Consider the following 18,743-nt stretch of genomic DNA (forward strand, 5'->3'; position numbering starts at 1 on the left):
GGGTTGGGTTACACAGGGTCTGGACCGTTCCAGATCGCCAGAACACTGCAAGGCACCTGATACAGGATATGTTCGGTCGTGCTGCCCAGAAGCTTCTCCAGGCCATGGTGCTGAACCCTGCCCATCACGATCACATCCACGTGCTGCTTGTTGACGAACTCACTCAGCCCAGCGACGGGATGCTCAAGGATGAAATGGTGACGATCGGAGGGTACGCCATAGCGAGCGGCCAGATTGAGGAACGCTTTTTCCTCGGTCGAACGCAGCTCTTCGGTGATGTCCGACGCCGACAGGCTGCCCATGTCCGCCAGATAGCCCGGGGTCAGATCGCAGGCATACAACAGGTGCAACTCGGCATCGCACTGCAGCGCCAGTTGGTTGGCTTGTTGAATGATCCGGTCATTCAGCTCGCCGTTTGCGGGTGCTGTATTGGAAACGTCAACCGCGGCCACGACCTTGCGCGGCAACGCATGGGTCGCGCCACCCACCAGATAGACCGGTATCGGGCAGTGGCGTAACAAGTGCCAGTCCAGGGGCGTGAAGAATGCGCGTTTGAGCACGGATTCGTGCTGCACTTCCTTGATCAACAGGTCAGGTTGCATTTCCTTGACGTGATCGAGGATGTCTTGCTGCATGTCGTCCGCCCAGGTCACTTCCGTCGTCACCTTGATCCCGAGTGCCTGGAGCTTCGCGACCTGATTCTTCAGCCAGTCACGATGGTCCTGGAGGTAGCTTTCCCGGGCTTTTTCCCGCACACCCTCTTCGAGGAGTAAAAGTATGTCCAACGGTTTTGCGAACGCCGCAATATGCAAGCTCGCGCCACTGACCTTCGCCAGGGCGGCAGCATGCTGTATCGCAGGGGAATGGCGCAGGGCCGGGTTGATGATCAGCAACAGGCGTTGATATTGACTCATGGTTTGACTCCAGCCAGGTGGGACTCGACGTCCACCACTGCCCCGTTGCCCGGGCCGACGGTGACGCCTGCGCCGGATCAGCCACCAGCGTGGATTCAGGTTCCTCCGTTGAAGTCTTCATGGCTTTGATTAATGTCAATTCCCCGCGCAAGACCGTAATGCTGTTCAGTTAAGGACGAACACTGTACCTGTGGCGAGGGAGCTGCTCGCTCCCGCTGGACTGCGCAGCAGTCCCATTTTTTGGGCCGCTACGCGCCCCAGCGGGAGCGAGCTCCCTCGCCACAGGTTACTGATTGCTCGCTCTACCTCTTAAATGAACAGCATTACGCGCAAGACCGAGCATTCGTGGAATGGAGGCGAGTGTCATTTCAGCGCACTTGATCAATATCAATAGGGCCCGATCAAAGGGTACTAAGTTGAAAACGAATCGGTTCCCGTCAGGAGATGGTCATGTCGCCTCACATTGCCAGTCAGCGCTTGCGCTTGTACGACAGCGAAGAACTCGAGGGCGTACTACAGGTGATGGCCCGCCAGGCTGAGGCCTTGTTGCCGCCCACTCAAGCGGCACTGATTGGTATCCAGCGCCGTGGCGAGCCTCTGGCACAGCGTTTACAGCAGCATTTATCGCGCCTGACCGGGCAACCGGAACTGCCGGTCTACCCATTGAAGGTCAAGCGCTATGCCGACGATCTCAAGGTGCTGCACGCACACACCGAATTGACCGAAAACCCGCTGCTGGGTGAACTGGACCTCGCCAACACCACCTTGCTGGTGGTCGATGATGTGCTGTTCGAAGGCCATTCGCTGCTGCGTACCTGCGCGTACCTGGCGCAACTCGGGGCCCGTCGGGTCTACACTGCAATTCTGGTCGACCGGCATGTCTGCCAGCAGCCAATCCGTGCCGACATTGTCGGCGTGCATCTTCAAGTTGCCGCCCGGGACATCGTCGAATGCCATGTCCCACCCTATGAAACGGAGTTCTGCATTGAGGTCTGGCGTCATGGTGCCGCCCGATGACGGCGTGACTGTTCGTTCGATGAGCCTCAAAGGAGCCAAACCATGCTCAGCCATCGCCCGCTTCTTTTCGCTCTGCAAGGCAGTGAGGACTACGCAACCGCTGTCGCACAGCGACTGGGCTGCGCGCTGGCGCTTCATGAGGAGCGCGACTACGAAGATGGCGAGCATAAATGCCGGCCGCTCGATTCGGTTAACGGTCGCGAGGTTGTGGTGTTCCATTCCCTGTATGGGGATGGCCGGCAGAGCGCCAACGACAAGCTGTGCCGCCTGTTGTTTTTTTGCGGTGCGCTCAAGGATGCCGGCGCTCGCCATGTGCAGGTCGTTACGCCTTACCTCTGCTACGGACGCAAGGATCGCCGCAGCCAACCACAGGACCCTACGATCACGCGTTACGTGGCGACCCTGATTGAAGCCTGCGGCATCGATCGTCTGATGGCGCTGGAAGTGCACAACCCGGCGGCGTTCGACAATGCCTTTCGTATTCCCGCGCGGAACGTGCAGTGCGCAGAATTGTTCGCCCGGCACTTCGCCAGGCATGTCGGCGACGCCGATGTGGTGGCGGTATCCCCGGATTCCGGCGGCGCCAAGCGCGCCGAGCAGTTTCGCCAGGCCCTCGAACGACAACTGGGGCGTCCGGTGGGCAGTGCGTTGATGGAAAAACACCGTGTTCACATGACGTTGACGGGCACCCTGCTGGTCGGCGACGTCGCGGGCAAGACCGCCATTGTGTTCGACGACCTGATCAGCACCGGTGAAACGCTCAAACGTGCCGGCCTTGCCTGCCAAAGAGATGGAGCGGCGCGGATATTCGCCGCCGCCACCCATGGTTTGTTCACCAATGGCGAGCAGCTGTTTGACCCGCCGTTGTTCGAGCACATTGCGATTGCTGACGGCATACCGCCATTTCGCCTGTCTACCGATTGTGTGAAGCAGCATGTGCACGTCATCGACAGCACCGCCCTGATCGCCACCTTGCTCGCGGAAAATGGCGCATTTGAATGCGATTAGGCAGGTGCATCGGGCTTGGCCGTGAAGATCAACCCATCCAGCGAATCACCGGTTCCCTGTGCGCAACAGGCACCGGGCTGGTCTCCGGATAGCCGACGATGATGGGCGCCACTGGCGTCCACTCGGCAGGCAGACCGAGGGTCTTCTTGCCCTGCGGCGTATTGAGAAAGCCTTGAGCGAAACCGATCCAACAGCTACCCAGCCCTTCGGCATACGCGGCAAGCATCAGGTTCTCGGCGGCCAGCGAGCAGTCTTCGACGATCCACTGGCCCGGCATATTTCCAGAAATGAGGATGAGCACTGGCGCGTGGTAGAAAATCTGGAAGTCTTCGTCCGTCAGCAACCCATGGAAGTGCCCGGAGTGCGGGCCGGCCGGCATTGTTGCGAGCATGTAGGCCTTTGCTTCACGGGAGATCCGGTCCAGCAGTTCCTGGTCACGAATCACCGTGAACGTCCAGGGTTGCTGGTTTACCGCACTGGGCGCCTGGACGGCGGCATTGATCAAACGACGAATGATTTTTTCATCAACCGCTTCAGTCGTGTATTCGCGCGTCGAGCGCCGTCCGGAAATGGCTTGGTCAATGTTCATGAATGCGTACCACAAAATGGGGTCGTTCCATAAAGTCGGCCAGGCACGGGCACCTGCTGTTGATTTAGATCAATTCAACGCTGAACCGGCCTTTCGTTTCGTCCGAAGTCTCGCCCACGGCAGTGCGAGGCGACCTCGTACGAATTTGATCTGCATCAGAAGGACGCTGTGCGCTCGCTGCACACTGAATACGCCGGGCTCGCTTTCGCGAGAGGGGCAATGCGGGTGGAAATGACTCGCGCAGGAGCACTGACATGTGCGTAAAACTCAGGCTGCATCGCCACGGCTGGGCCACGCTGCGGTGGCTGATGGGCGTCGCGCTGCTGTGCCTCGGCGCACTGGCCTGGGGAGCCGACAGCGCCGTGCAGCGCGTCGAGCCGCGTGTGACGATACTGGTTTACCACCGTTTTTCGGACTCGGCGGATGACTCGATGACCGTGCGCATGAGCACCTTCGAAGCCCAATTGCGTGTCCTGCGCGAGCATGGCTACCAGATCGTGCCGTTGCGCGAGGTCGTCGACTGGCTGCGCAGCCCGGATGCAACGCTACCGCCCAAGCCAGTGGTGATCACCGTCGACGACGGGCACCGTTCGGTCTACGAAAAACTGCTGCCGGTGCTGCTGCGCGATCGGTTCATGGTCACGCTGTTTATCTACCCGTCGGCGATATCCAATGCGTCCTATGCCATGACCTGGGAGCAATTGCGTGCCCTCAAACAGACCGGGCTGGTGGACATCCAGTCGCACACCTTCTGGCATCCCAATTTCAAGGTTGAGCGTCGACAGCGCACGCCGGAGGATTTCCAGCAATTTGTGCGCATGCAACTGAGCAAATCGCGACAACGTCTCGAAGCGCAAACCGGTGCGCAGGTCGACATGCTCGCCTGGCCGTTCGGTATCTACGATGACGAGTTGATCAGCCTCGCCACAGCCGAAGGCTATACCGTCGGCTTGACACTGGACGCCCGCAAGGCCGACCGGCACGCACGGCTGCTGGCACTGCCGCGCTTTCTGATGACCGATGCCTACGGCGCAAAAGCGTTCGCCCGCCTGCTCGGTGAACCCGACACTCCGCCCGTGCACGCAACGGGGAACTCACCATGAGCTTGCCGCGCCTGTTGAAGCCTCGGGGGATCCCGGTGTTGTTTGTCTTCACAGCCCTGCTGGCGGGTCAGGCCCTGGCCATCAGCGGCGTCGTACTCGACGCCAGTACCCGGAATCCCTTGACCGGCGCGATCGTCACGACCTCGGCGGGTGTGACGCGAACCGACGAGCAGGGGCGATTCGACATCGATGGCGCGAGCGAAAGCGTCGCGGCCCGCGCTCCGGGTTATCTGCGCAGCGAAGCCAAGGTGTCCGACGAAACGTCCGTGACACTGGCGTTAACCCCCTTTCGCCCGAAAGCCGTTTACCTGTCGGTGTTCGGCGTGACCAGCGCGACCCTGCGCAACAGGGCCGTCAGCCTGGCCGACCATACCGTGATCAATGCCCTGGTCATTGACGTCAAGGGCGACCGCGGCCTCACCCCTTACCGCAGTGCAGCGCGCGAGGCAATTGGCGCGGCGGCTCGCGCGACCACGCGCGTACCCCATGTGCGTGACTTTCCTGCGCTGGTTGCCAGGTTGCATGCCCAACACCTGTACCTGATCGCGCGGATCGTGGTGTTCAAGGACGATCCGCTCGCCGACGCCCATCCGCAGTGGAGCGTGCACACCGCCGACGGCACAACCTGGCGCGATGGCGAAAATTTGCAATGGATGGACCCGTTTTCGCAGGACGTCTGGCAGCACAATCTTGATGTGGCCGAGGAAGCGGCGCGGATGGGTTTCGATGAAGTCCAGTTCGACTATGTGCGCTTTCCAGACAAGCGTGGCCTGCATTTTGCCCGGGCCAACACCCGGGCCAATCGGACCGAGGCGATCGTCGGCTTCCTTGAGGCTGCACGCACCCGGCTTGCGCCCTATAACGTCTTCGTCTCCGCGGACATCTTCGGCTACGTCTGCTGGAACCTCGACGACACCGCGATCGGCCAGCAGATCGAATTGCTCGGTGCACCGCTCGACTATATTTCGCCGATGCTGTACCCGTCGGGCTTCACATGGGGGCTGCCGGGCCTGACCGATCCGGTGAGCGATCCCGGCCAGATAGTCAGGCGCTCACTGGCCGAGGCGATGCATCGCACCCGTCTGCCGGGGGTGCGTTTTCGTCCGTGGCTCCAGGCCTTTCGTGACTATGCATTCGATCATCGCCTGTTTGACGCGACGGCGATCGGGACGCAGATCAACGCTGCCGATGCCGCTGACTCCGATGGATGGATGCTATGGAACCCACACAATCACTACGACGCCGCCGATCTGCCCCAACGTTGATCGGAACGCTGATACGCCGGGCCGTGCTGGTTGGCCTGTTGACCGCCGCGACAATCGCCGGCGCCGTCGAATTCGATGCGCCCGCGCGTCTGCAAGTCGCACGGATCGTCGAGGGGCAGATCACCGCCGGACGCCTGCCAGGGGCCGTCGTGCTGATCGGTGATTCCACCCATGTGCTCTATCGCCAGGCGTTCGGGCAACGCGCGACCCTTCCTTTTCCCGAGCCGATGACATTGGAAACCGAGTTCGACCTTGCGTCGCTGACCAAGGCCATCGCCACCACCACCGCAGTGATGCAGCTGGCCGAAGCGGGCCGTATCGATCTGGATAAACCCGTCGCTCACTATTGGCCTGCCTTTGCCCTGCATCGCAAGAACGCGGTCACCGTGCGTGAGTTGCTCGCGCATACGTCGGGGCTGCCGGCGGATCTACCTGCGCGGCCCGCAAAGGCGGGACGGGAAGCGGTGTTGAGCGCCATCGCGGCTCAGATCCTGCGTAGCGAACCCGGCGAGCGGGTCATTTACAGCGACCTGAATTTCGTGGTGCTTGGCGAGTTGGTCGAACGCATCACCCACCTGCCACTCAACGCTTACTGCCGGATTCACATTTTCAGCCCATTGGGCATGCGCGATACCGTTTTCCTTCCGGACCCAGCGCGAGCGGCACGCAGCGCCCCAACCCTTGCCAACGACACCGGCACCCTGCGCGGGCATGTACACGACCCGACGGCGCGCTGGATGGGCGGCGTTTCCGGCAATGCCGGACTGTTTTCCACCGCCGACGACCTGGCCCGCTTCGCGCAGATGATCCTCAACCAGGGGCGCGCGGGAAGTACCCGGATTCTGCGCCCGGAGAGTATCGCTGCCCTTGCTGCCCCTGCCTCTGCGCTCGCGTCCACGCCATGGCGCGGCCTCGGCTGGGAACTGAGCGCACCGCTCGTGCAGAATCATGACCGCCTGCCACCGATCGGTGTCATCGGCCACACCGGCTACACCGGGACGGGCCTGTGGATCGATCAGGTCACACGGCAGTTCATTGTCATCCTCACCAACCGCGTGTACCCGGACGACCACGGTGACGCTCGCCCGCTTCGTGCGCAGTTGCTTGCGCTGCTGGCAAGCCGCGCCGCGCCGGCGAGCGTCGCGCAAATCGGGCGTTTGATGCCGTCAGCATTGCCGGCGCTGCAGGCCGCCGCTCGACTGCCGACTTCCACGGGCCCGGTCCAGGTCGGTATCGACGTACTGGAGGCCCAACAGTTCGCCCCACTCGCCGGCCTGCGGGTGGGTTTGGTCACCAATCGCAGCGGCTTTGACGCCCGGGGCAGGCGCACCATCGACGTACTTGCCCATGCACCAGGGGTCAGGTTGGCGGCGCTGTTCTCGCCGGAGCACGGGCTTGATATCGATGTCGACCAACGCGTCGGTGACACCCGCGACACCGCCACCGGCCTCACCGTACACAGCCTCTACGGCGCCACGCAGCGCTTCCCGGCGCAATCGCTGCAGGCTCTGGATGCGTTGGTGTTCGACATACAGGACGCCGGCGTGCGCTTCTTCACTTATGAGACGACGCTCGGCTACGCGCTCGAGGCCGCTGCGGCCCGGGGCATTGCGCTGTTCGTGCTCGACCGGCCCGACCCGCTGGGTGCGCAGCGATTCGGCGGCCCGGTGCTGGACAGCCGCCACCCATCGTTCACCGGCTACTTCCCGGCGCCGCTGCAACCCGGCATGACGGTCGGTGAGCTGGCGAGCCTGTTCAATCGCAACAAGCACATTGGCGCGGACCTGCGCGTCGTGCCGATGCAGGGCTACCGACGCGCCATGACGTTTGCCGACACCGGCCTGGGTTGGGTACCGCTTTCACCGAACCTGCGCACGCTGAGCCAACTCGACTTGTACCCGGATGTCGCTTTGCTTGAGGGTGCGAATGTGAGCGTGGGACGCGGCACACCGCATCCGTTTGAATGGATCGGCGCGCCATGGATCGATGCGAAGCGGCTGGCATCCGCGCTGAATGCGCTTGGGGCTGGCGCACATTTCGAGCCGGTTGATTTCGTCCCTACCGAGGCCACGTGGCGCGGTCAGCTCTGTCACGGAGTGAGCATCACCCGCGATGCGCCGGCCGATGCCGTGCCGGTGGCAAACCTGGGATTATCGTTGCTTGCCACCCTGCACGGGCTCTATCGCGACACCTTCGACTTTGCGGCAACCCGCGATTCGGTCGGCTCGCCCACCGTGTGGCAAGCCATTCGCGACGGCGCTACACCGCAGGCAGCACAAGCACTCGACGCCGCGTCGCTCGCACGCTTCGCGCGACTTCGGCAGCAGAACCTGCGTTATTGAGCCCGCGAAGAAACCACTCGGTCAGTTCGACAGCGCCGCTCAAATGCGCGCTGGCGCGGGGTTGGACTTTTGCTCGAGGTAGGTGATGAGCGTGTCCAGGGTGTCCACGTACTGGTAATCGCTTTCAGCAATGGCAATTCCCAGACGCCGGTTCAGCGCCTCGATGAAACGAAGCCAGTCCATGGAGTCCAGATCAACCTCTTCGCGCAGTGACCTGTCGGCACGCAACAGCTCGGTCTCCAGTTCCGGAGCAATGCCCTTCAAGGCACTCAATACTTCATTGCGGATCATTTGCCGGTCCATGTGTCCTCTCCTCAAAGAGCCTCCGGGGATTGCAACAAGCGGCGGACTTCGCTCAAGAATCGCGCGCCATAATGCCCGTCGCTGACTCGATGATCGGCGGACAGACTGCTGATGACCGTCGGCATGACACACAGCTGTCCATCTTTTACCCAGGGCCGTTCGCTGATCCGACCGAAGCCGACCAACGCCACTTGGGGTGGGTAGATCACGCCCAATACGCTGTCCACGCCCTGATCGCCGAGTTGAGTGACCGTGATCCCCGCACCGCCCAACTCGGAGCTGCGCAGGGAGCCGCTGCGGGCACGTTCTACCAGGCTGGCCAGTTCACTCATCAAATGAATCAGGGGGGTGTCGGCCACACGATGCAGGACCGGGGCCACCAGCCCGCCCTGGCGCAAGGTGATGGCCACCCCAAGGTCAGTATCGGGTGCCGGCGTGAACGCATTGTCGCGCCAGAAGCCGTTGAGTTGAGGATAGTTGCGCAGGGCCAGCGCCACCGCTTTGAGCAGCAATACACTGGGCAGCAGGCGCTCCTGAAGCGTGCTTTGCGCATTGTGTATCTGCAGCCAGGCCATGGCGTTATCCAGGGCGATCGTGTCGCTGAGGTAGTAATGGGGAATCTCGCGTTTTGAACGACTCATGGCCGCAGCGATCGTGCGACGCATGGCCTGCTCAGGGTCAGGCGTGGGCGCCACACGCGCCGCTGTTTCAATGTCTTCCAGGGTAATGACGCCCTGTGGACCATGGCCTTTCAATTCACCAGTACTGATTCCCAACTCGGCAGCACGCTTGCGCGCCGCGGGAGAAATCCGCAGGCGCCGCTCAGTGGACGGTTGCTCTTCGATCAGCAACGGTGCGGGCGACGCTGGTCGTTGCACACTTTGCGCACTTTCTCCCGGTTCCAACAACCAGGCGATGGCGGTACCGACAGGGACCTTGGCCCCGATATCGATCAGCAGTTGCAAAACCGTGCCGTCATGCCAGCACTCCACGTCGATGGCCGCCTTGGCGGTATCGACGACGGCGATGACCTGCCCCGGTTTGACCACATCGCCCGGCTGGACTTTCCATTCCAGCAACTTGCCTTCATCCATATCCGCGCCCAGGGAAGGCAGTTTGAATTCGATCATGGTGCTCCCCCTTACAGGCCCTGGCACAGGGCATGCGCCGCCGCAACGATGCTCGACACGTGTGGCAGCGCCGCTTCTTCCAGATGCCGGGGATAAGGTATTGGCACCTCGGCGCTGCACACCCGTGCCGGCGGCGCATCCAGCTCGAAGAAGGCTTGTTCGATGATCCGCGTGATGATCTCGGCGGACAGGCTGCCACTGCGCCATCCCTCATCGACCACCAGGGCTCGACGGGTCTTGCAGACGGACGCCATCAGCGTCTTGTCATCCAGAGGGCGCAGTACCCGCAGGTCGATGACCTCGCAATCAATGCCCTCCCCGGCCAGTTGTTCGGCGGCCTCCAGGGTTTTGCCGAGCATGCCGCCATAAGCGATCAGGCTCAGGTCCTTGCCGGCACGGCGTACCTTGGCGCAACGGATGTCCACGGCGCCCCACTCGCCTGTATCGCCCTCCAGATTGTAGAGCTGGGCATGTTCGAATATCAGCACCGGGTCCGGGTCCAGCAGCGCGGGCCAGAGCATGCCGCGCGCATCTTCGACGGTCGCCGGTGCAAGGATTTTCAGCCCGGGAATATGAGCGTACCAGCCTTCCAGGCTGTGGGAGTGTTGCGCTGCAAGCTGACGTCCGGCACCGGTCGCCATGCGCACGACCAAGGGCACGGAAAACTGCCCGCCGGACATGTGCCTCAAGGCGGCAGCGGTATTCATCAGCGGGTCCAGGGCGAGCAGGCTGAAGTTCACGGTCATGATTTCCACAATCGGCCGCATGCCGCCCAAGGCCGCGCCGATACCGGCCCCCACAAAACCCAATTCGGACAGCGGCGCGTCGCGAATGCGCTCAGGGCCGAACGCTTCGAGCAAACCCAGCGAGACGGCATAGCTGCCACCGTAGCGGCCGACGTCTTCGCCCATCAGAAATACCCGCGGGTCCCGCTGCAGCGCTTCACGCATAGCCTCGCGCAATGCTTCGCGATAGGTCATTCGGATGCTCATGACGTCGCCCCCGGTGTGTACACATCACGGGACAGATCCTCTAGCGGTTCCAGAGTGCCGCTCTCGGCAAAGGCAACGGCGGCCTCCACTTCAGCGTCCACCTGAGCCAGGATCGCCAGAAATCCAGGTTCGTCCAAAAGGCCTTCTGCCTTGAGTTGGGCGCTGTATGTATGAATCGGTCCACGGCGCTTCCATTGCTCTACCTCTTCCTTGTCCCGGTAAAGCTGTGGATCGAACATCGAGTGAGCACGGAACCGATAAGTACGAAACTCCAGGAAAAAAGGCCCATGCCCGGCGCGGATGTGTTCAACCGCCTGACACGTTGCTTCATACACGGCCACCACGTCCATGCCATCCACAGACCGGTTGTCGACGTTGTACGCCGAGGCCTTCGCACACAGGTCGGTTTGCGATTGTGAACGCTCCAGGGCAGTCCCCATCGCATAGAGATTGTTTTCGCAGCAAAACAGCATCGGCAGTTGCCACAATGCCGCCAGGTTGATGGACTCATGAAAGGCCCCTTCGGCCATCGCGCCTTCGCCAAAGAAACAGGCAGACAGGCGCGATCCACCTTGCATGCGCTCAGCGAGCGCCAGGCCGACCGCCAGCGGCAAGCCACCTGCCACGATGGCGTTTCCGCCGAAGAATCGTGTATCGGCATCGAACAGGTGCATTGAACCACCACGCCCTCGCGAGCAGCCTTCCTGGCGACCATACATCTCGGCCATGATCGCGTTCATCGCAACCCCCTTGATCAGGGCGTGGCCATGCTCACGATACGTCGCGACCACCGCATCGTTGTCGGCCAGTGCATGCAGAACGCCGACGGCGACCGCCTCCTCGCCGATGTACAGGTGCAGAAAACCACGAATCTTGCCCTCCCCGTACAACTCACCCGCCCGCTCCTCGAGCCGGCGGATGCGTACCATGTCCCGTAACAGGTCGAGAGCGAACTCCGGGGCCAGCCGTGGCAGGTTCATGACGGACGCTCCATGCTGGACGTGTCGCCTTCAGGCAAACCCAGTTCCCGGGCCTTGAGCAGACGCCGCATCAGCTTTCCGCTGCGGGTGTGTGGCAGCACCTCGACAAACTCCAGCTCCTTGGGCGCTACGACCGCTCCCAGGCGCTTGCGTCCATGACCAAGCAACTCGTCGTGCAGGGCCTGGCTGGCAGTGAAACCGGCCTTGAGTGAAACAAAGGCCTTCACGGTTTCACCCAGCAGCGGGTCGGGCTTGCCAATCACCGCGGCCTCCGCCACGGCCGGATGTTCCATGAGGGCGCTTTCGACTTCGAACGGACCGATCAGGTGCCCGGCCGACTTGATGACATCGTCGCTGCGGCCAATAAACCAGTAGTAACCATCGGCATCGCGACGCACCAGGTCGCCGCTCAGATACCACTCTGCGACAAAGCAGCGACGATAGCGCTCCTCCTGCCCCAGGTAGGTTCGGAACATCGCAGGCCATGGCTGCTTCAAGGCAAGATCACCGACCTCGTTGTCCCCCAGAAACACCAATTGCCCTTCGTCGCCCCGTGCCACGATGGCTGCTTCTACGCCCGGCAGCGGCTTGCCCATGGAGCCTGGCTTGATGGGCATGGCGACCGTGTTGGCGATCATGATGCCGCCGGTTTCGGTCTGCCACCAATTGTCGTGGATCGGCAGCCCAAGCACCTCTTGGCCCCACCAGACGGCCTCGGGATTGAGCGGTTCGCCGACACTGGCAATGAACCGCAGGCTCGCAAAGCGATGGCTGCGCGCCAGCGCTGCACCGGCTTTCATCAACAGGCGAATAGCCGTAGGGGCTGTATACCAGACCGTTACCTGTTGTTTCTCAAGTATCCGGTACCAACGCTCGGCATCGAACTCACCGCCCTCCACCACACTGGTAACGCCAAGCAACAACGGTGCAAAAATCCCATAGGACGTCCCGGTCACCCAGCCCGGATCGGCCGTGCACCAATAGACATCGTCGGGGTGCAGGTCCAAGGCATATTTTCCGGTGACGCGGTGGGTCAGCACCGCACCATGAACATGCAACACGCCTTTCGGGGTGCCCGTCGTACCGCTGGTGAAGTGTAAGAGTGCGGGGCTTTCGCTTGTTGTCGATGCGATGGTGAACGCCTCTTCTGCCTGTGCCAGCAGTTGATGCACATTCAGCGTCCCTTCCAAAGGCGCTATTTCCCCACCCCTTTCGTCATACAGCAGAACATGCTTGAGTGCCGGCAAGCGCTCGCGAATAGCCGCAACTTTGCGGCGGTAAAGGCTTTCGCTGGTCAGCAACACACTGGCTTCGCCAAGACGCAGGCGGGTTTCTATGGGTTCCGGGCCGAATGCGCAAAATAATGGCGACACCACGCAACCCAGTTTCAGGCCGCCGAGCACACCGAGATAGAGCTCCAGCCCCCGGTCACAGAGCACAAAGAATCGCTCGCCGGGCAATACACCCAGCGTTTTCAAAACGTTGGCAAAACGGTTGGTCTGGATGCTCAGTTGGGCGTAGCTGATGTCGCGACCGCTGCCATTGCGATCAAGAATGCGCAATGCCGTATGCAGTCGATTCTTGCCCTGCGCGTGCCGATCCACGGCTTCAAAGGCGAGGTTCAAACCGCCTCCCGGCAAACCAGCCAAAGCGCTGGCTTCGCTCTGCCATGAAAAGGCCTCTCGCGCTTGCACGCTATCGATCCAATTCGGCGTCAACGGCAAGTTCGCCAGGGTTTTCTCAATGAGCGGCGGATGCATGATTGCCCCCTTCAGTCGCGTACTGTTCAACCGAGTCAGCCACCCTGGCGGGTGCCCACTCATCGCCATCACTCAGGAAACGCCGGCTGGGCGGGTGATTCCTTTTCGGGAATGTCGGTGATGGTCGCCTCGGTCAACAGCAGGATGCTGGCGACTGAAACGGCATTTTCGAGGGCGATGCGCACCACTTTGGTCGGGTCGATAATGCCGGCTTCGTACATGTCCACGTAGCGATTGGCGGACGCGTCGAAACCAACGTTGCCGGGTTCGGCCAGCATGCGCGCGACCACGACGCCAGCATCCACGGCCGAGTTCTCGGCAATGAGCCGGGCCGGCGTTTCCAGTGCCCGACGCAGAATCTGCAGGCCGGTCCTGGCATCTCCCTCATACCGCGCTTCCTCGGCGGCGATGATCGGCACGGCCTTGAGCAGCGCCAGGCCTCCTCCCGGAACAATGCCTTCCGAGATCGCTGCCCGTGTCGCGCTGATGGCATCATCGAGTGCATCTTTGCGGGCTTTCATTTCCGCTTCCGAAGGCGCACCGACACGAATCACCGCGACACCGCCGGACAACCTCGCCAAGCGTTCCTGGAGTTTTTCACGGTCGTAATCGCTGGTGGTGCTGTCGATTTGCGCACGGATCTGCTGCAGGCGCGTTGCGATGGCCTCGGGGCTGCCTGCACCGCCAATCAACGCGGTACCGTCCTTTTGCACCACGACTCGATGCGCTCGCCCCAATTGGCTCAATTCCATCTGTTCAAGGGTGATGCCCAGGTCATTGGACGCCACAGTTGCCCCGGTGAGAATGGCGATGTCCTGAAGCATTTCCTTGCGCCGATCACCAAAGCCCGGTGCTTTGATCGCTACGGCCCGCAGGACGCCGCGTATCTGGTTGACGACCATTGTCGTCAACGCTTCACCTTCGATGTCGTCGGCGATCAGCACCAGCGGCTGTCCGCTTTTGGCAATGAGTTCAAGCAACGGCAGCAAGTCTTTGAGGGCACCGATCTTGTGGTCACAGAGCAGCAGGTAGGCATCGTCGAGTTCGACCAGCATCTTCTCAGCGTCCGTGACGAAATAGGGCGAGACATAACCCCGGTCAAAACGCATCCCTTCCATGACCTCGACCACGGTTTCGGTGGTCTTGGACTCCTCGACGCTGACGACGCCTTCAACGCCGACCTTTTCCAGCGCGTCTGCCACCAGTTGACCGATCACGACATCGTTATGCGCCGACAGCGTGGCGACCTGAGCTTTTTCCCTGGGCGTGCTGACCGGGCGCGACTGGGCTGCCAGTGATGCCACGACCAGCGACAGCCCCAGATCCAGGCCGCGCTTGAGGTCGATCGCACTGGCACCGGCAACGACGTTGCGTATGCCATCGGCCAGGATGGCATGGGCCAGTACCGTTGAGGTACTGGTGCCGTCCCCGACCGCTTCGCCTGTGCGTTCCGCCGCTTGTCGCAGCATTTGGGCACCGAGGTTTTCCTCGGGATCGAGCAGGTCGATGCGCTTGGCGATGGTCACGCCGTCATTGCACACCGTCGGATTGCCCCATTTATTCTGGATCAGCACCGATTTCGATTTCGGCCCCAGCGTCACGCGTACGGCGTCCGCCAACTGTGTGGCGCCACTCAGGATTTTCTCGCGAGCAGTCGCGCGAAACACGATTTTGCTGTGGGCCATCAGGGTGCACTCCTGCCAGTTCGCTAACAAATGCCTTCCTGCAGCTTGTAGGAAATGCCCCCTGAGACCTTGACTTTTATCAACAATGTCAGCCCATCGCCGCGCCCTTTTCGGCAGCTCCGCAGGTCAGTCTCCGCACGGTTAGACCGACTGTCAGCACTCGCCCCCGAGTTGATAAAAATCAAGCCGGGCGACCAGAAATCGAGTCCCAATGGATGGGCGAAATCCACAACGGTTGGATTTTTTCGATCTCACAGGCGAGGAAAAAAACCATGGACAAGTATCAACAGAGCCAGAAAAACCAACTGTTCAAGACGGATACCCACGACCCTTATCGTTCGCAGCGCTTTGAAGGTTCCGCCATCTGCCCGCAGTGCGACTCGGTTTACCATGCCGGCAACTGGACCTGGAAAAGCCCTGAAAACACGGTGATCCACGACGCGCAAACAGTGACGTGCCCGGCATGCCGACGCATCGATGACAACATGCCTGCGGGTACGCTGACGCTATCGGGCAGCTTCTTGCTCAACCATCGCAATGAAATCATCAACCTGATTGAAAACACCGAGAAAAAGGAAAAGGCCGATCATGCCCTGGAGCGCATCATCAAAATTACCGACTCAGGGGATGACTTGATCGTCACCACCACCGGCATCCATCTTGCCAGTCGCCTGGGCCATGCACTGGAAGCCGCCTACAATGGCGACTCTGACTACCAGTACGGCGATGATGAGTATGTTTTGACCGTCAGTTGGAAGCGTGACGAATAGCACCAGGCATGGTTGTCGCTGACCCTGCCTGGATCAGCCCTGGCGCTGCGGTTTGCTTGAAACCGGGCGCCCTGGGCAATCAAGCCAAATGGCAATCGCCATTCACCTGCTAGTTCCTGATCAAGTCCGGTTCCAACTGCCGCGCCTCTTCGACGGCTTTGGGCGATTGGGCGCCCGCTGGCAGTTTGATTGCCAGGACGCTGCAACCGGCGCCTTCGAGAATCCCTTCAGCGGTCAAGCCGATATCGGACGCCAGCAGATGGTGATTGGCCGCGCCAATGACCAACAGGTCGTAGGCACTGCGCTGCAGGTAAAAACGAATGGCATTGGCCGGAGCACCGGGGATGAAGTGCCGATGTTCACTGGAGATACCATGCTGACTGGCCAAGGCATCGAACGCCTGCTTGCGGGCATCGAACAAGGCCAGGTCGCCGTGACTGCTGGTACCGCTGTCGTAAACACTGATCAGATGCAACGCAGCACCACAGGCGTTCGCCAGGTGCCGCGCAGCCTCAATGATCGAGTGATTGCCGTTGTCCTCAGCCTTTGACTGAAACGCCATGTCGACCGCGACCAGAAACTTGCCGCAGGTCTGGATCGGACCCGGCCGGACGAAAAGCACGGAGACCGGACTGGCACTCAATAACTCCCAATCCAGCGCTGACAATCCGGGCCGCGCCTGCATGTCCTTGATGATCAAGTCCGCTTCGACGCGTTGCGCGTAGGCAGCGCACTCCACCGCGCTGGAACAGATCACGTCCGGGTGGACCTCCACGCCCTTGGCCTGCAGGCGAATGCTTTCGCTCTTGAGCCATTGGTGACGCTGCGCCATCACCCGTTCACGTGCCATGTCAGGGCTTTCTGCGCCCGTCTGGCTGGCGAGCTCAGCCCCGTGAGGATCGATGAACGCCGTGAGGTGCAAGGGCACACCCAGGGTCAATGCCAGATGACCGGCATATTCCAGGCCGGCGCTGTGGACCGCCTGGGGATAGGCGAGAAAAAGCAAACGCATTGGAAGGAACATTTCACACCTCAGCATCGGATGAAACTGTCGGCATCCCTGCGTAAATGCAACGTGCGCCACGCTCAACCGCACGCAGCAACTCTTTGGCGCGAGAACAGGGGCGGCCTGGGCGCTACCCGGAACAATTCGACAACTTGACTCACAGTGTGAGGCGCGTGGCCAATTCGGCATTGGGCACCCACAGGGTATTGATGCAGACCGTCTCGTCCGCTTCCGTCACCGGTTCAAGGGACACCGGATCAAACCAGTGCCTGTTGACCATGGCCAGGCGAACAATACCGTTCTTGTCGAGAAGCGCCTGAGCCAGGCATTGGCACAAGGACCGAGGCAGCGCGCTTTCGAGGGGGGCCATGTCGGATCCTTCAAGCTCAATCTCCAAACGCGCAGTGCATGTCCCCACCAAGTCCTGCACCGTATAGGAGGCATAGCGAAACGCCGTGAGATATCCCACCGTCAGCGTCAGCAAAATTGACATCAGGATGGTGGCCTCGCGTTTCCAGGACCTTGTGCCTGGCCAGCGCAGCAGCCTGAGCACGGTACCCCGGCCCCAGTGCCCGACCGCGTGAACCCCGCTGATGAGTTTGTCGTAAGCCATGACCGGATCTCGCGCCCATGTTTATCAAAAGCATGGCGCTGATCGCCGTAGGGCGTTTGATCTGGATCAACCTGCGTGCAGCGGGGCATCGTTGGATGACGTCCGGTGCCATTTGGCAACGATCCGGTTTGTGGGGGGACCGCCAGGTTGAACGGCTGGCGCCGACAAGAATCCACTGGACCTGAGTCTTCAAGGTTTTGCGGACAAATGAATTTTTAAGGCAATAAAAAACCCCGCAGACGTTAATCTACGGGGCTTTTAATAGTGGAGGCCGAGGTCGGAATCGAACCGGCGTAGGCGGATTTGCAATCCGCTGCATAACCATTTTGCTACTCGGCCTCAAAACATCTGCTGTCAGTAGCACAACAACAAATGCGTACAAACCTGGGTGAGATACCACACATTGATTAGTGCCTATCTCATTGAAAACATTGAACTTTTTCAGCGGTCAGTGCTTTCGATGGCGTGAATTATGTACTCATTTCTTGAGGCTGGCAACCCCTTGATTTCAAAAAAAATTCCGGGGACTGGTTTCATTACTCCAACGAGGTGCGATCCCCTTCCACTGCGGCGCAATCACCCCCATGGCCCCATACAAGGCTGGAAAATGACAGCCTATGACTCGATTAGCGGGTTTCGATCACTCGAGCAGATCATGGCGTCAGCCGGTAAGTGGACTGCACCAGACCCGAGGGAAAACAGCGGCTGGACACCAGCTTCAAATCTACATCTTGCTCAAGGCCACCGAACAATGGCCTTCCCGACCCGATCAGCACCGGCACGGTGGTGATTACCATATCAGCGACTAACCCATCGCGAAGGAATGATTGCACCAACTGCCCGCCATCGACATAGACCCGGTGCATGCCCTGTCTCTCCAGCTCTGCCATTACCTCCCTCGGAGCGAGGTCGGAAAATCGCAGTTTGCCCTCGAGCGCCTCGGGCACCGGCGAATTGGCCAGTTGTTCGGACAGCACCACCACGGGCAGGTCGTAGAACCAGCTATCGAAGGTCCGCACCTTCTCATAGCTGCCCCGCCCCATCACGATCACATCCTTGTCGGCGATGAAGGCTGAGTAGCCATGATCCTCGGTCTGATCATCGCGTTGCAAAAGCCAGTCAATGTCGCCATCGGGGCGGGCGATGAAACCGTCCAGACTGGTGGCGATGAAAACATGTGCGGTGGTCATCTTCAGGGGCCTTTTTTGAGGGACAGGGGTAAAGCTCGATCGGGTTGTTGGGGGATGCACGCCGGACATCTGTAGC

18 protein-coding genes and 1 tRNA gene are annotated in these 18,743 nt (G+C 60.9%); 7 read left to right on the forward strand and 12 right to left on the reverse strand.

Annotated elements, in window-relative coordinates:
* Positions 1 to 8 precede the first annotated feature (8 nt).
* A complete protein-coding gene (locus tag ACVWYU_RS17995) occupies positions 9 to 914 on the reverse strand; it encodes a universal stress protein (protein ID WP_457373305.1) in 906 nt (301 codons plus the stop codon).
* 450 nt (positions 915 to 1,364) lie between these two features.
* On the opposite strand from ACVWYU_RS17995, the gene ACVWYU_RS18000 reads away from it, so the two are divergent.
* Complete coding sequence (locus ACVWYU_RS18000; RefSeq protein WP_457373306.1) at positions 1,365 to 1,931, forward strand: phosphoribosyltransferase family protein; 567 nt, start codon at positions 1,365 to 1,367, stop codon at positions 1,929 to 1,931.
* A 42-nt stretch (positions 1,932 to 1,973) separates the two neighbouring features.
* Positions 1,974 to 2,939, forward strand: coding sequence for a ribose-phosphate diphosphokinase (locus tag ACVWYU_RS18005; protein WP_457373307.1), 966 nt, complete (start codon positions 1,974 to 1,976; stop codon positions 2,937 to 2,939).
* Between the two features lie 28 nt (positions 2,940 to 2,967).
* Here the strand turns inward: ACVWYU_RS18005 and ACVWYU_RS18010 are convergent, their stop codons facing one another.
* A complete protein-coding gene (locus tag ACVWYU_RS18010; protein WP_247257454.1) occupies positions 2,968 to 3,528 on the reverse strand; it encodes a nitroreductase family protein in 561 nt (186 codons plus the stop codon).
* A 254-nt stretch (positions 3,529 to 3,782) separates the two neighbouring features.
* Between ACVWYU_RS18010 and ACVWYU_RS18015 the strand changes: the two genes are divergently transcribed.
* From ACVWYU_RS18015 to ACVWYU_RS18025, 3 genes are read left to right on the forward strand one after another with little or no spacing between them, the layout of a single operon-like run.
* A complete protein-coding gene (locus ACVWYU_RS18015; protein ID WP_457373308.1) occupies positions 3,783 to 4,631 on the forward strand; it encodes a polysaccharide deacetylase family protein in 849 nt (282 codons plus the stop codon).
* Complete coding sequence (locus ACVWYU_RS18020) at positions 4,628 to 5,896, forward strand: putative glycoside hydrolase (protein ID WP_457373309.1); 1,269 nt, start codon at positions 4,628 to 4,630, stop codon at positions 5,894 to 5,896. Before ACVWYU_RS18015 ends, ACVWYU_RS18020 begins: the two co-directional genes overlap by 4 nt.
* Positions 5,848 to 8,238 carry an exo-beta-N-acetylmuramidase NamZ domain-containing protein gene (locus tag ACVWYU_RS18025; RefSeq protein ID WP_457373310.1) on the forward strand — a complete coding sequence of 797 codons (2,391 nt, stop codon included), beginning with the start codon at positions 5,848 to 5,850 and terminating at the stop codon, positions 8,236 to 8,238. Before ACVWYU_RS18020 ends, ACVWYU_RS18025 begins: the two co-directional genes overlap by 49 nt.
* Before the next feature lie 39 nt (positions 8,239 to 8,277).
* Here the strand turns inward: ACVWYU_RS18025 and ACVWYU_RS18030 are convergent, their stop codons facing one another.
* From ACVWYU_RS18030 to groL, 6 genes are all read right to left on the reverse strand, one after another.
* Complete coding sequence (locus ACVWYU_RS18030; RefSeq protein ID WP_457373311.1) at positions 8,278 to 8,541, reverse strand: acyl carrier protein; 264 nt, start codon at positions 8,539 to 8,541, stop codon at positions 8,278 to 8,280.
* An 11-nt stretch (positions 8,542 to 8,552) separates the two neighbouring features.
* The gene (locus tag ACVWYU_RS18035; RefSeq protein ID WP_457373312.1) at positions 8,553 to 9,671 is read right to left on the reverse strand and encodes a dihydrolipoamide acetyltransferase family protein; all 1,119 of its coding nucleotides are present in this window, start codon (positions 9,669 to 9,671) and stop codon (positions 8,553 to 8,555) included.
* Between the two features lie 11 nt (positions 9,672 to 9,682).
* Positions 9,683 to 10,663 (reverse strand): alpha-ketoacid dehydrogenase subunit beta, encoded by a 981-nt coding sequence (locus tag ACVWYU_RS18040; protein ID WP_457373313.1) that lies wholly within the window; start codon positions 10,661 to 10,663, stop codon positions 9,683 to 9,685.
* Positions 10,660 to 11,643 (reverse strand): pyruvate dehydrogenase (acetyl-transferring) E1 component subunit alpha, encoded by a 984-nt coding sequence (gene pdhA / locus ACVWYU_RS18045; RefSeq protein ID WP_390955829.1) that lies wholly within the window; start codon positions 11,641 to 11,643, stop codon positions 10,660 to 10,662. The genes ACVWYU_RS18040 and pdhA overlap by 4 nt, the downstream gene beginning before the upstream one ends.
* A complete protein-coding gene (acsA, locus tag ACVWYU_RS18050; protein ID WP_457373314.1) occupies positions 11,640 to 13,403 on the reverse strand; it encodes an acetate--CoA ligase in 1,764 nt (587 codons plus the stop codon). The genes pdhA and acsA overlap by 4 nt, the downstream gene beginning before the upstream one ends.
* A gap of 68 nt (positions 13,404 to 13,471) precedes the next feature.
* A complete protein-coding gene (gene groL / locus ACVWYU_RS18055; RefSeq protein ID WP_457373315.1) occupies positions 13,472 to 15,088 on the reverse strand; it encodes a chaperonin GroEL in 1,617 nt (538 codons plus the stop codon).
* A gap of 272 nt (positions 15,089 to 15,360) precedes the next feature.
* Here groL and ACVWYU_RS18060 point away from each other — a divergent pair, with 272 nt between their 5' ends.
* Positions 15,361 to 15,858 (forward strand): BCAM0308 family protein, encoded by a 498-nt coding sequence (locus ACVWYU_RS18060; RefSeq protein WP_457373392.1) that lies wholly within the window; start codon positions 15,361 to 15,363, stop codon positions 15,856 to 15,858.
* A gap of 109 nt (positions 15,859 to 15,967) precedes the next feature.
* Here ACVWYU_RS18060 and ACVWYU_RS18065 read toward each other — a convergent pair whose 3' ends face one another.
* Together ACVWYU_RS18065 and ACVWYU_RS18070 are read right to left on the reverse strand one after the other, a co-directional pair.
* Complete coding sequence (locus ACVWYU_RS18065) at positions 15,968 to 16,870, reverse strand: universal stress protein (protein WP_457373316.1); 903 nt, start codon at positions 16,868 to 16,870, stop codon at positions 15,968 to 15,970.
* 151 nt (positions 16,871 to 17,021) lie between these two features.
* Complete coding sequence (locus tag ACVWYU_RS18070; protein WP_247257443.1) at positions 17,022 to 17,477, reverse strand: hypothetical protein; 456 nt, start codon at positions 17,475 to 17,477, stop codon at positions 17,022 to 17,024.
* A 17-nt stretch (positions 17,478 to 17,494) separates the two neighbouring features.
* On the opposite strand from ACVWYU_RS18070, the gene ACVWYU_RS18075 reads away from it, so the two are divergent.
* Positions 17,495 to 17,662 (forward strand): hypothetical protein, encoded by a 168-nt coding sequence (locus ACVWYU_RS18075; RefSeq protein WP_248916345.1) that lies wholly within the window; start codon positions 17,495 to 17,497, stop codon positions 17,660 to 17,662.
* An 80-nt stretch (positions 17,663 to 17,742) separates the two neighbouring features.
* Here the strand turns inward: ACVWYU_RS18075 and ACVWYU_RS18080 are convergent.
* Both ACVWYU_RS18080 and ACVWYU_RS18085 read right to left on the reverse strand, forming a co-directional pair.
* A tRNA-Cys gene (locus ACVWYU_RS18080) sits at positions 17,743 to 17,816 on the reverse strand.
* A gap of 314 nt (positions 17,817 to 18,130) precedes the next feature.
* On the reverse strand, positions 18,131 to 18,667 hold the full coding sequence (locus ACVWYU_RS18085; RefSeq protein WP_248916346.1) for a dihydrofolate reductase family protein: 537 nt from the start codon (positions 18,665 to 18,667) through the stop codon (positions 18,131 to 18,133).
* Positions 18,668 to 18,743: the final 76 nt, after the last annotated feature.

It is taken from the genome of Pseudomonas sp. TE12234, from assembly GCF_054061835.1.

Bases quoted from the DNA above. Each gene is read 5' to 3' on its own strand.
- ACVWYU_RS17995 (WP_457373305.1), bottom strand. From the start codon at position 914: ATGAGTCAATATCAACGCCTGTTGCTGATCATCAACCCGGCCCTGCGC.
- ACVWYU_RS18000 (WP_457373306.1), top strand. From the start codon at position 1,365: ATGTCGCCTCACATTGCCAGTCAGCGCTTGCGCTTGTACGACAGCGAA.
- ACVWYU_RS18005 (WP_457373307.1), top strand. From the start codon at position 1,974: ATGCTCAGCCATCGCCCGCTTCTTTTCGCTCTGCAAGGCAGTGAGGAC.
- ACVWYU_RS18010 (WP_247257454.1), bottom strand. From the start codon at position 3,528: ATGAACATTGACCAAGCCATTTCCGGACGGCGCTCGACGCGCGAATAC.
- ACVWYU_RS18015 (WP_457373308.1), top strand. From the start codon at position 3,783: ATGTGCGTAAAACTCAGGCTGCATCGCCACGGCTGGGCCACGCTGCGG.
- ACVWYU_RS18020 (WP_457373309.1), top strand. From the start codon at position 4,628: ATGAGCTTGCCGCGCCTGTTGAAGCCTCGGGGGATCCCGGTGTTGTTT.
- ACVWYU_RS18025 (WP_457373310.1), top strand. From the start codon at position 5,848: ATGGAACCCACACAATCACTACGACGCCGCCGATCTGCCCCAACGTTG.
- ACVWYU_RS18030 (WP_457373311.1), bottom strand. From the start codon at position 8,541: ATGGACCGGCAAATGATCCGCAATGAAGTATTGAGTGCCTTGAAGGGC.
- ACVWYU_RS18035 (WP_457373312.1), bottom strand. From the start codon at position 9,671: ATGATCGAATTCAAACTGCCTTCCCTGGGCGCGGATATGGATGAAGGC.
- ACVWYU_RS18040 (WP_457373313.1), bottom strand. From the start codon at position 10,663: ATGAGCATCCGAATGACCTATCGCGAAGCATTGCGCGAGGCTATGCGT.
- pdhA (WP_390955829.1), bottom strand. From the start codon at position 11,643: ATGAACCTGCCACGGCTGGCCCCGGAGTTCGCTCTCGACCTGTTACGG.
- acsA (WP_457373314.1), bottom strand. From the start codon at position 13,403: ATGCATCCGCCGCTCATTGAGAAAACCCTGGCGAACTTGCCGTTGACG.
- groL (WP_457373315.1), bottom strand. From the start codon at position 15,088: ATGGCCCACAGCAAAATCGTGTTTCGCGCGACTGCTCGCGAGAAAATC.
- ACVWYU_RS18060 (WP_457373392.1), top strand. From the start codon at position 15,361: ATGGACAAGTATCAACAGAGCCAGAAAAACCAACTGTTCAAGACGGAT.
- ACVWYU_RS18065 (WP_457373316.1), bottom strand. From the start codon at position 16,870: ATGCGTTTGCTTTTTCTCGCCTATCCCCAGGCGGTCCACAGCGCCGGC.
- ACVWYU_RS18070 (WP_247257443.1), bottom strand. From the start codon at position 17,477: ATGGCTTACGACAAACTCATCAGCGGGGTTCACGCGGTCGGGCACTGG.
- ACVWYU_RS18075 (WP_248916345.1), top strand. From the start codon at position 17,495: ATGTTTATCAAAAGCATGGCGCTGATCGCCGTAGGGCGTTTGATCTGG.
- ACVWYU_RS18085 (WP_248916346.1), bottom strand. From the start codon at position 18,667: ATGACCACCGCACATGTTTTCATCGCCACCAGTCTGGACGGTTTCATC.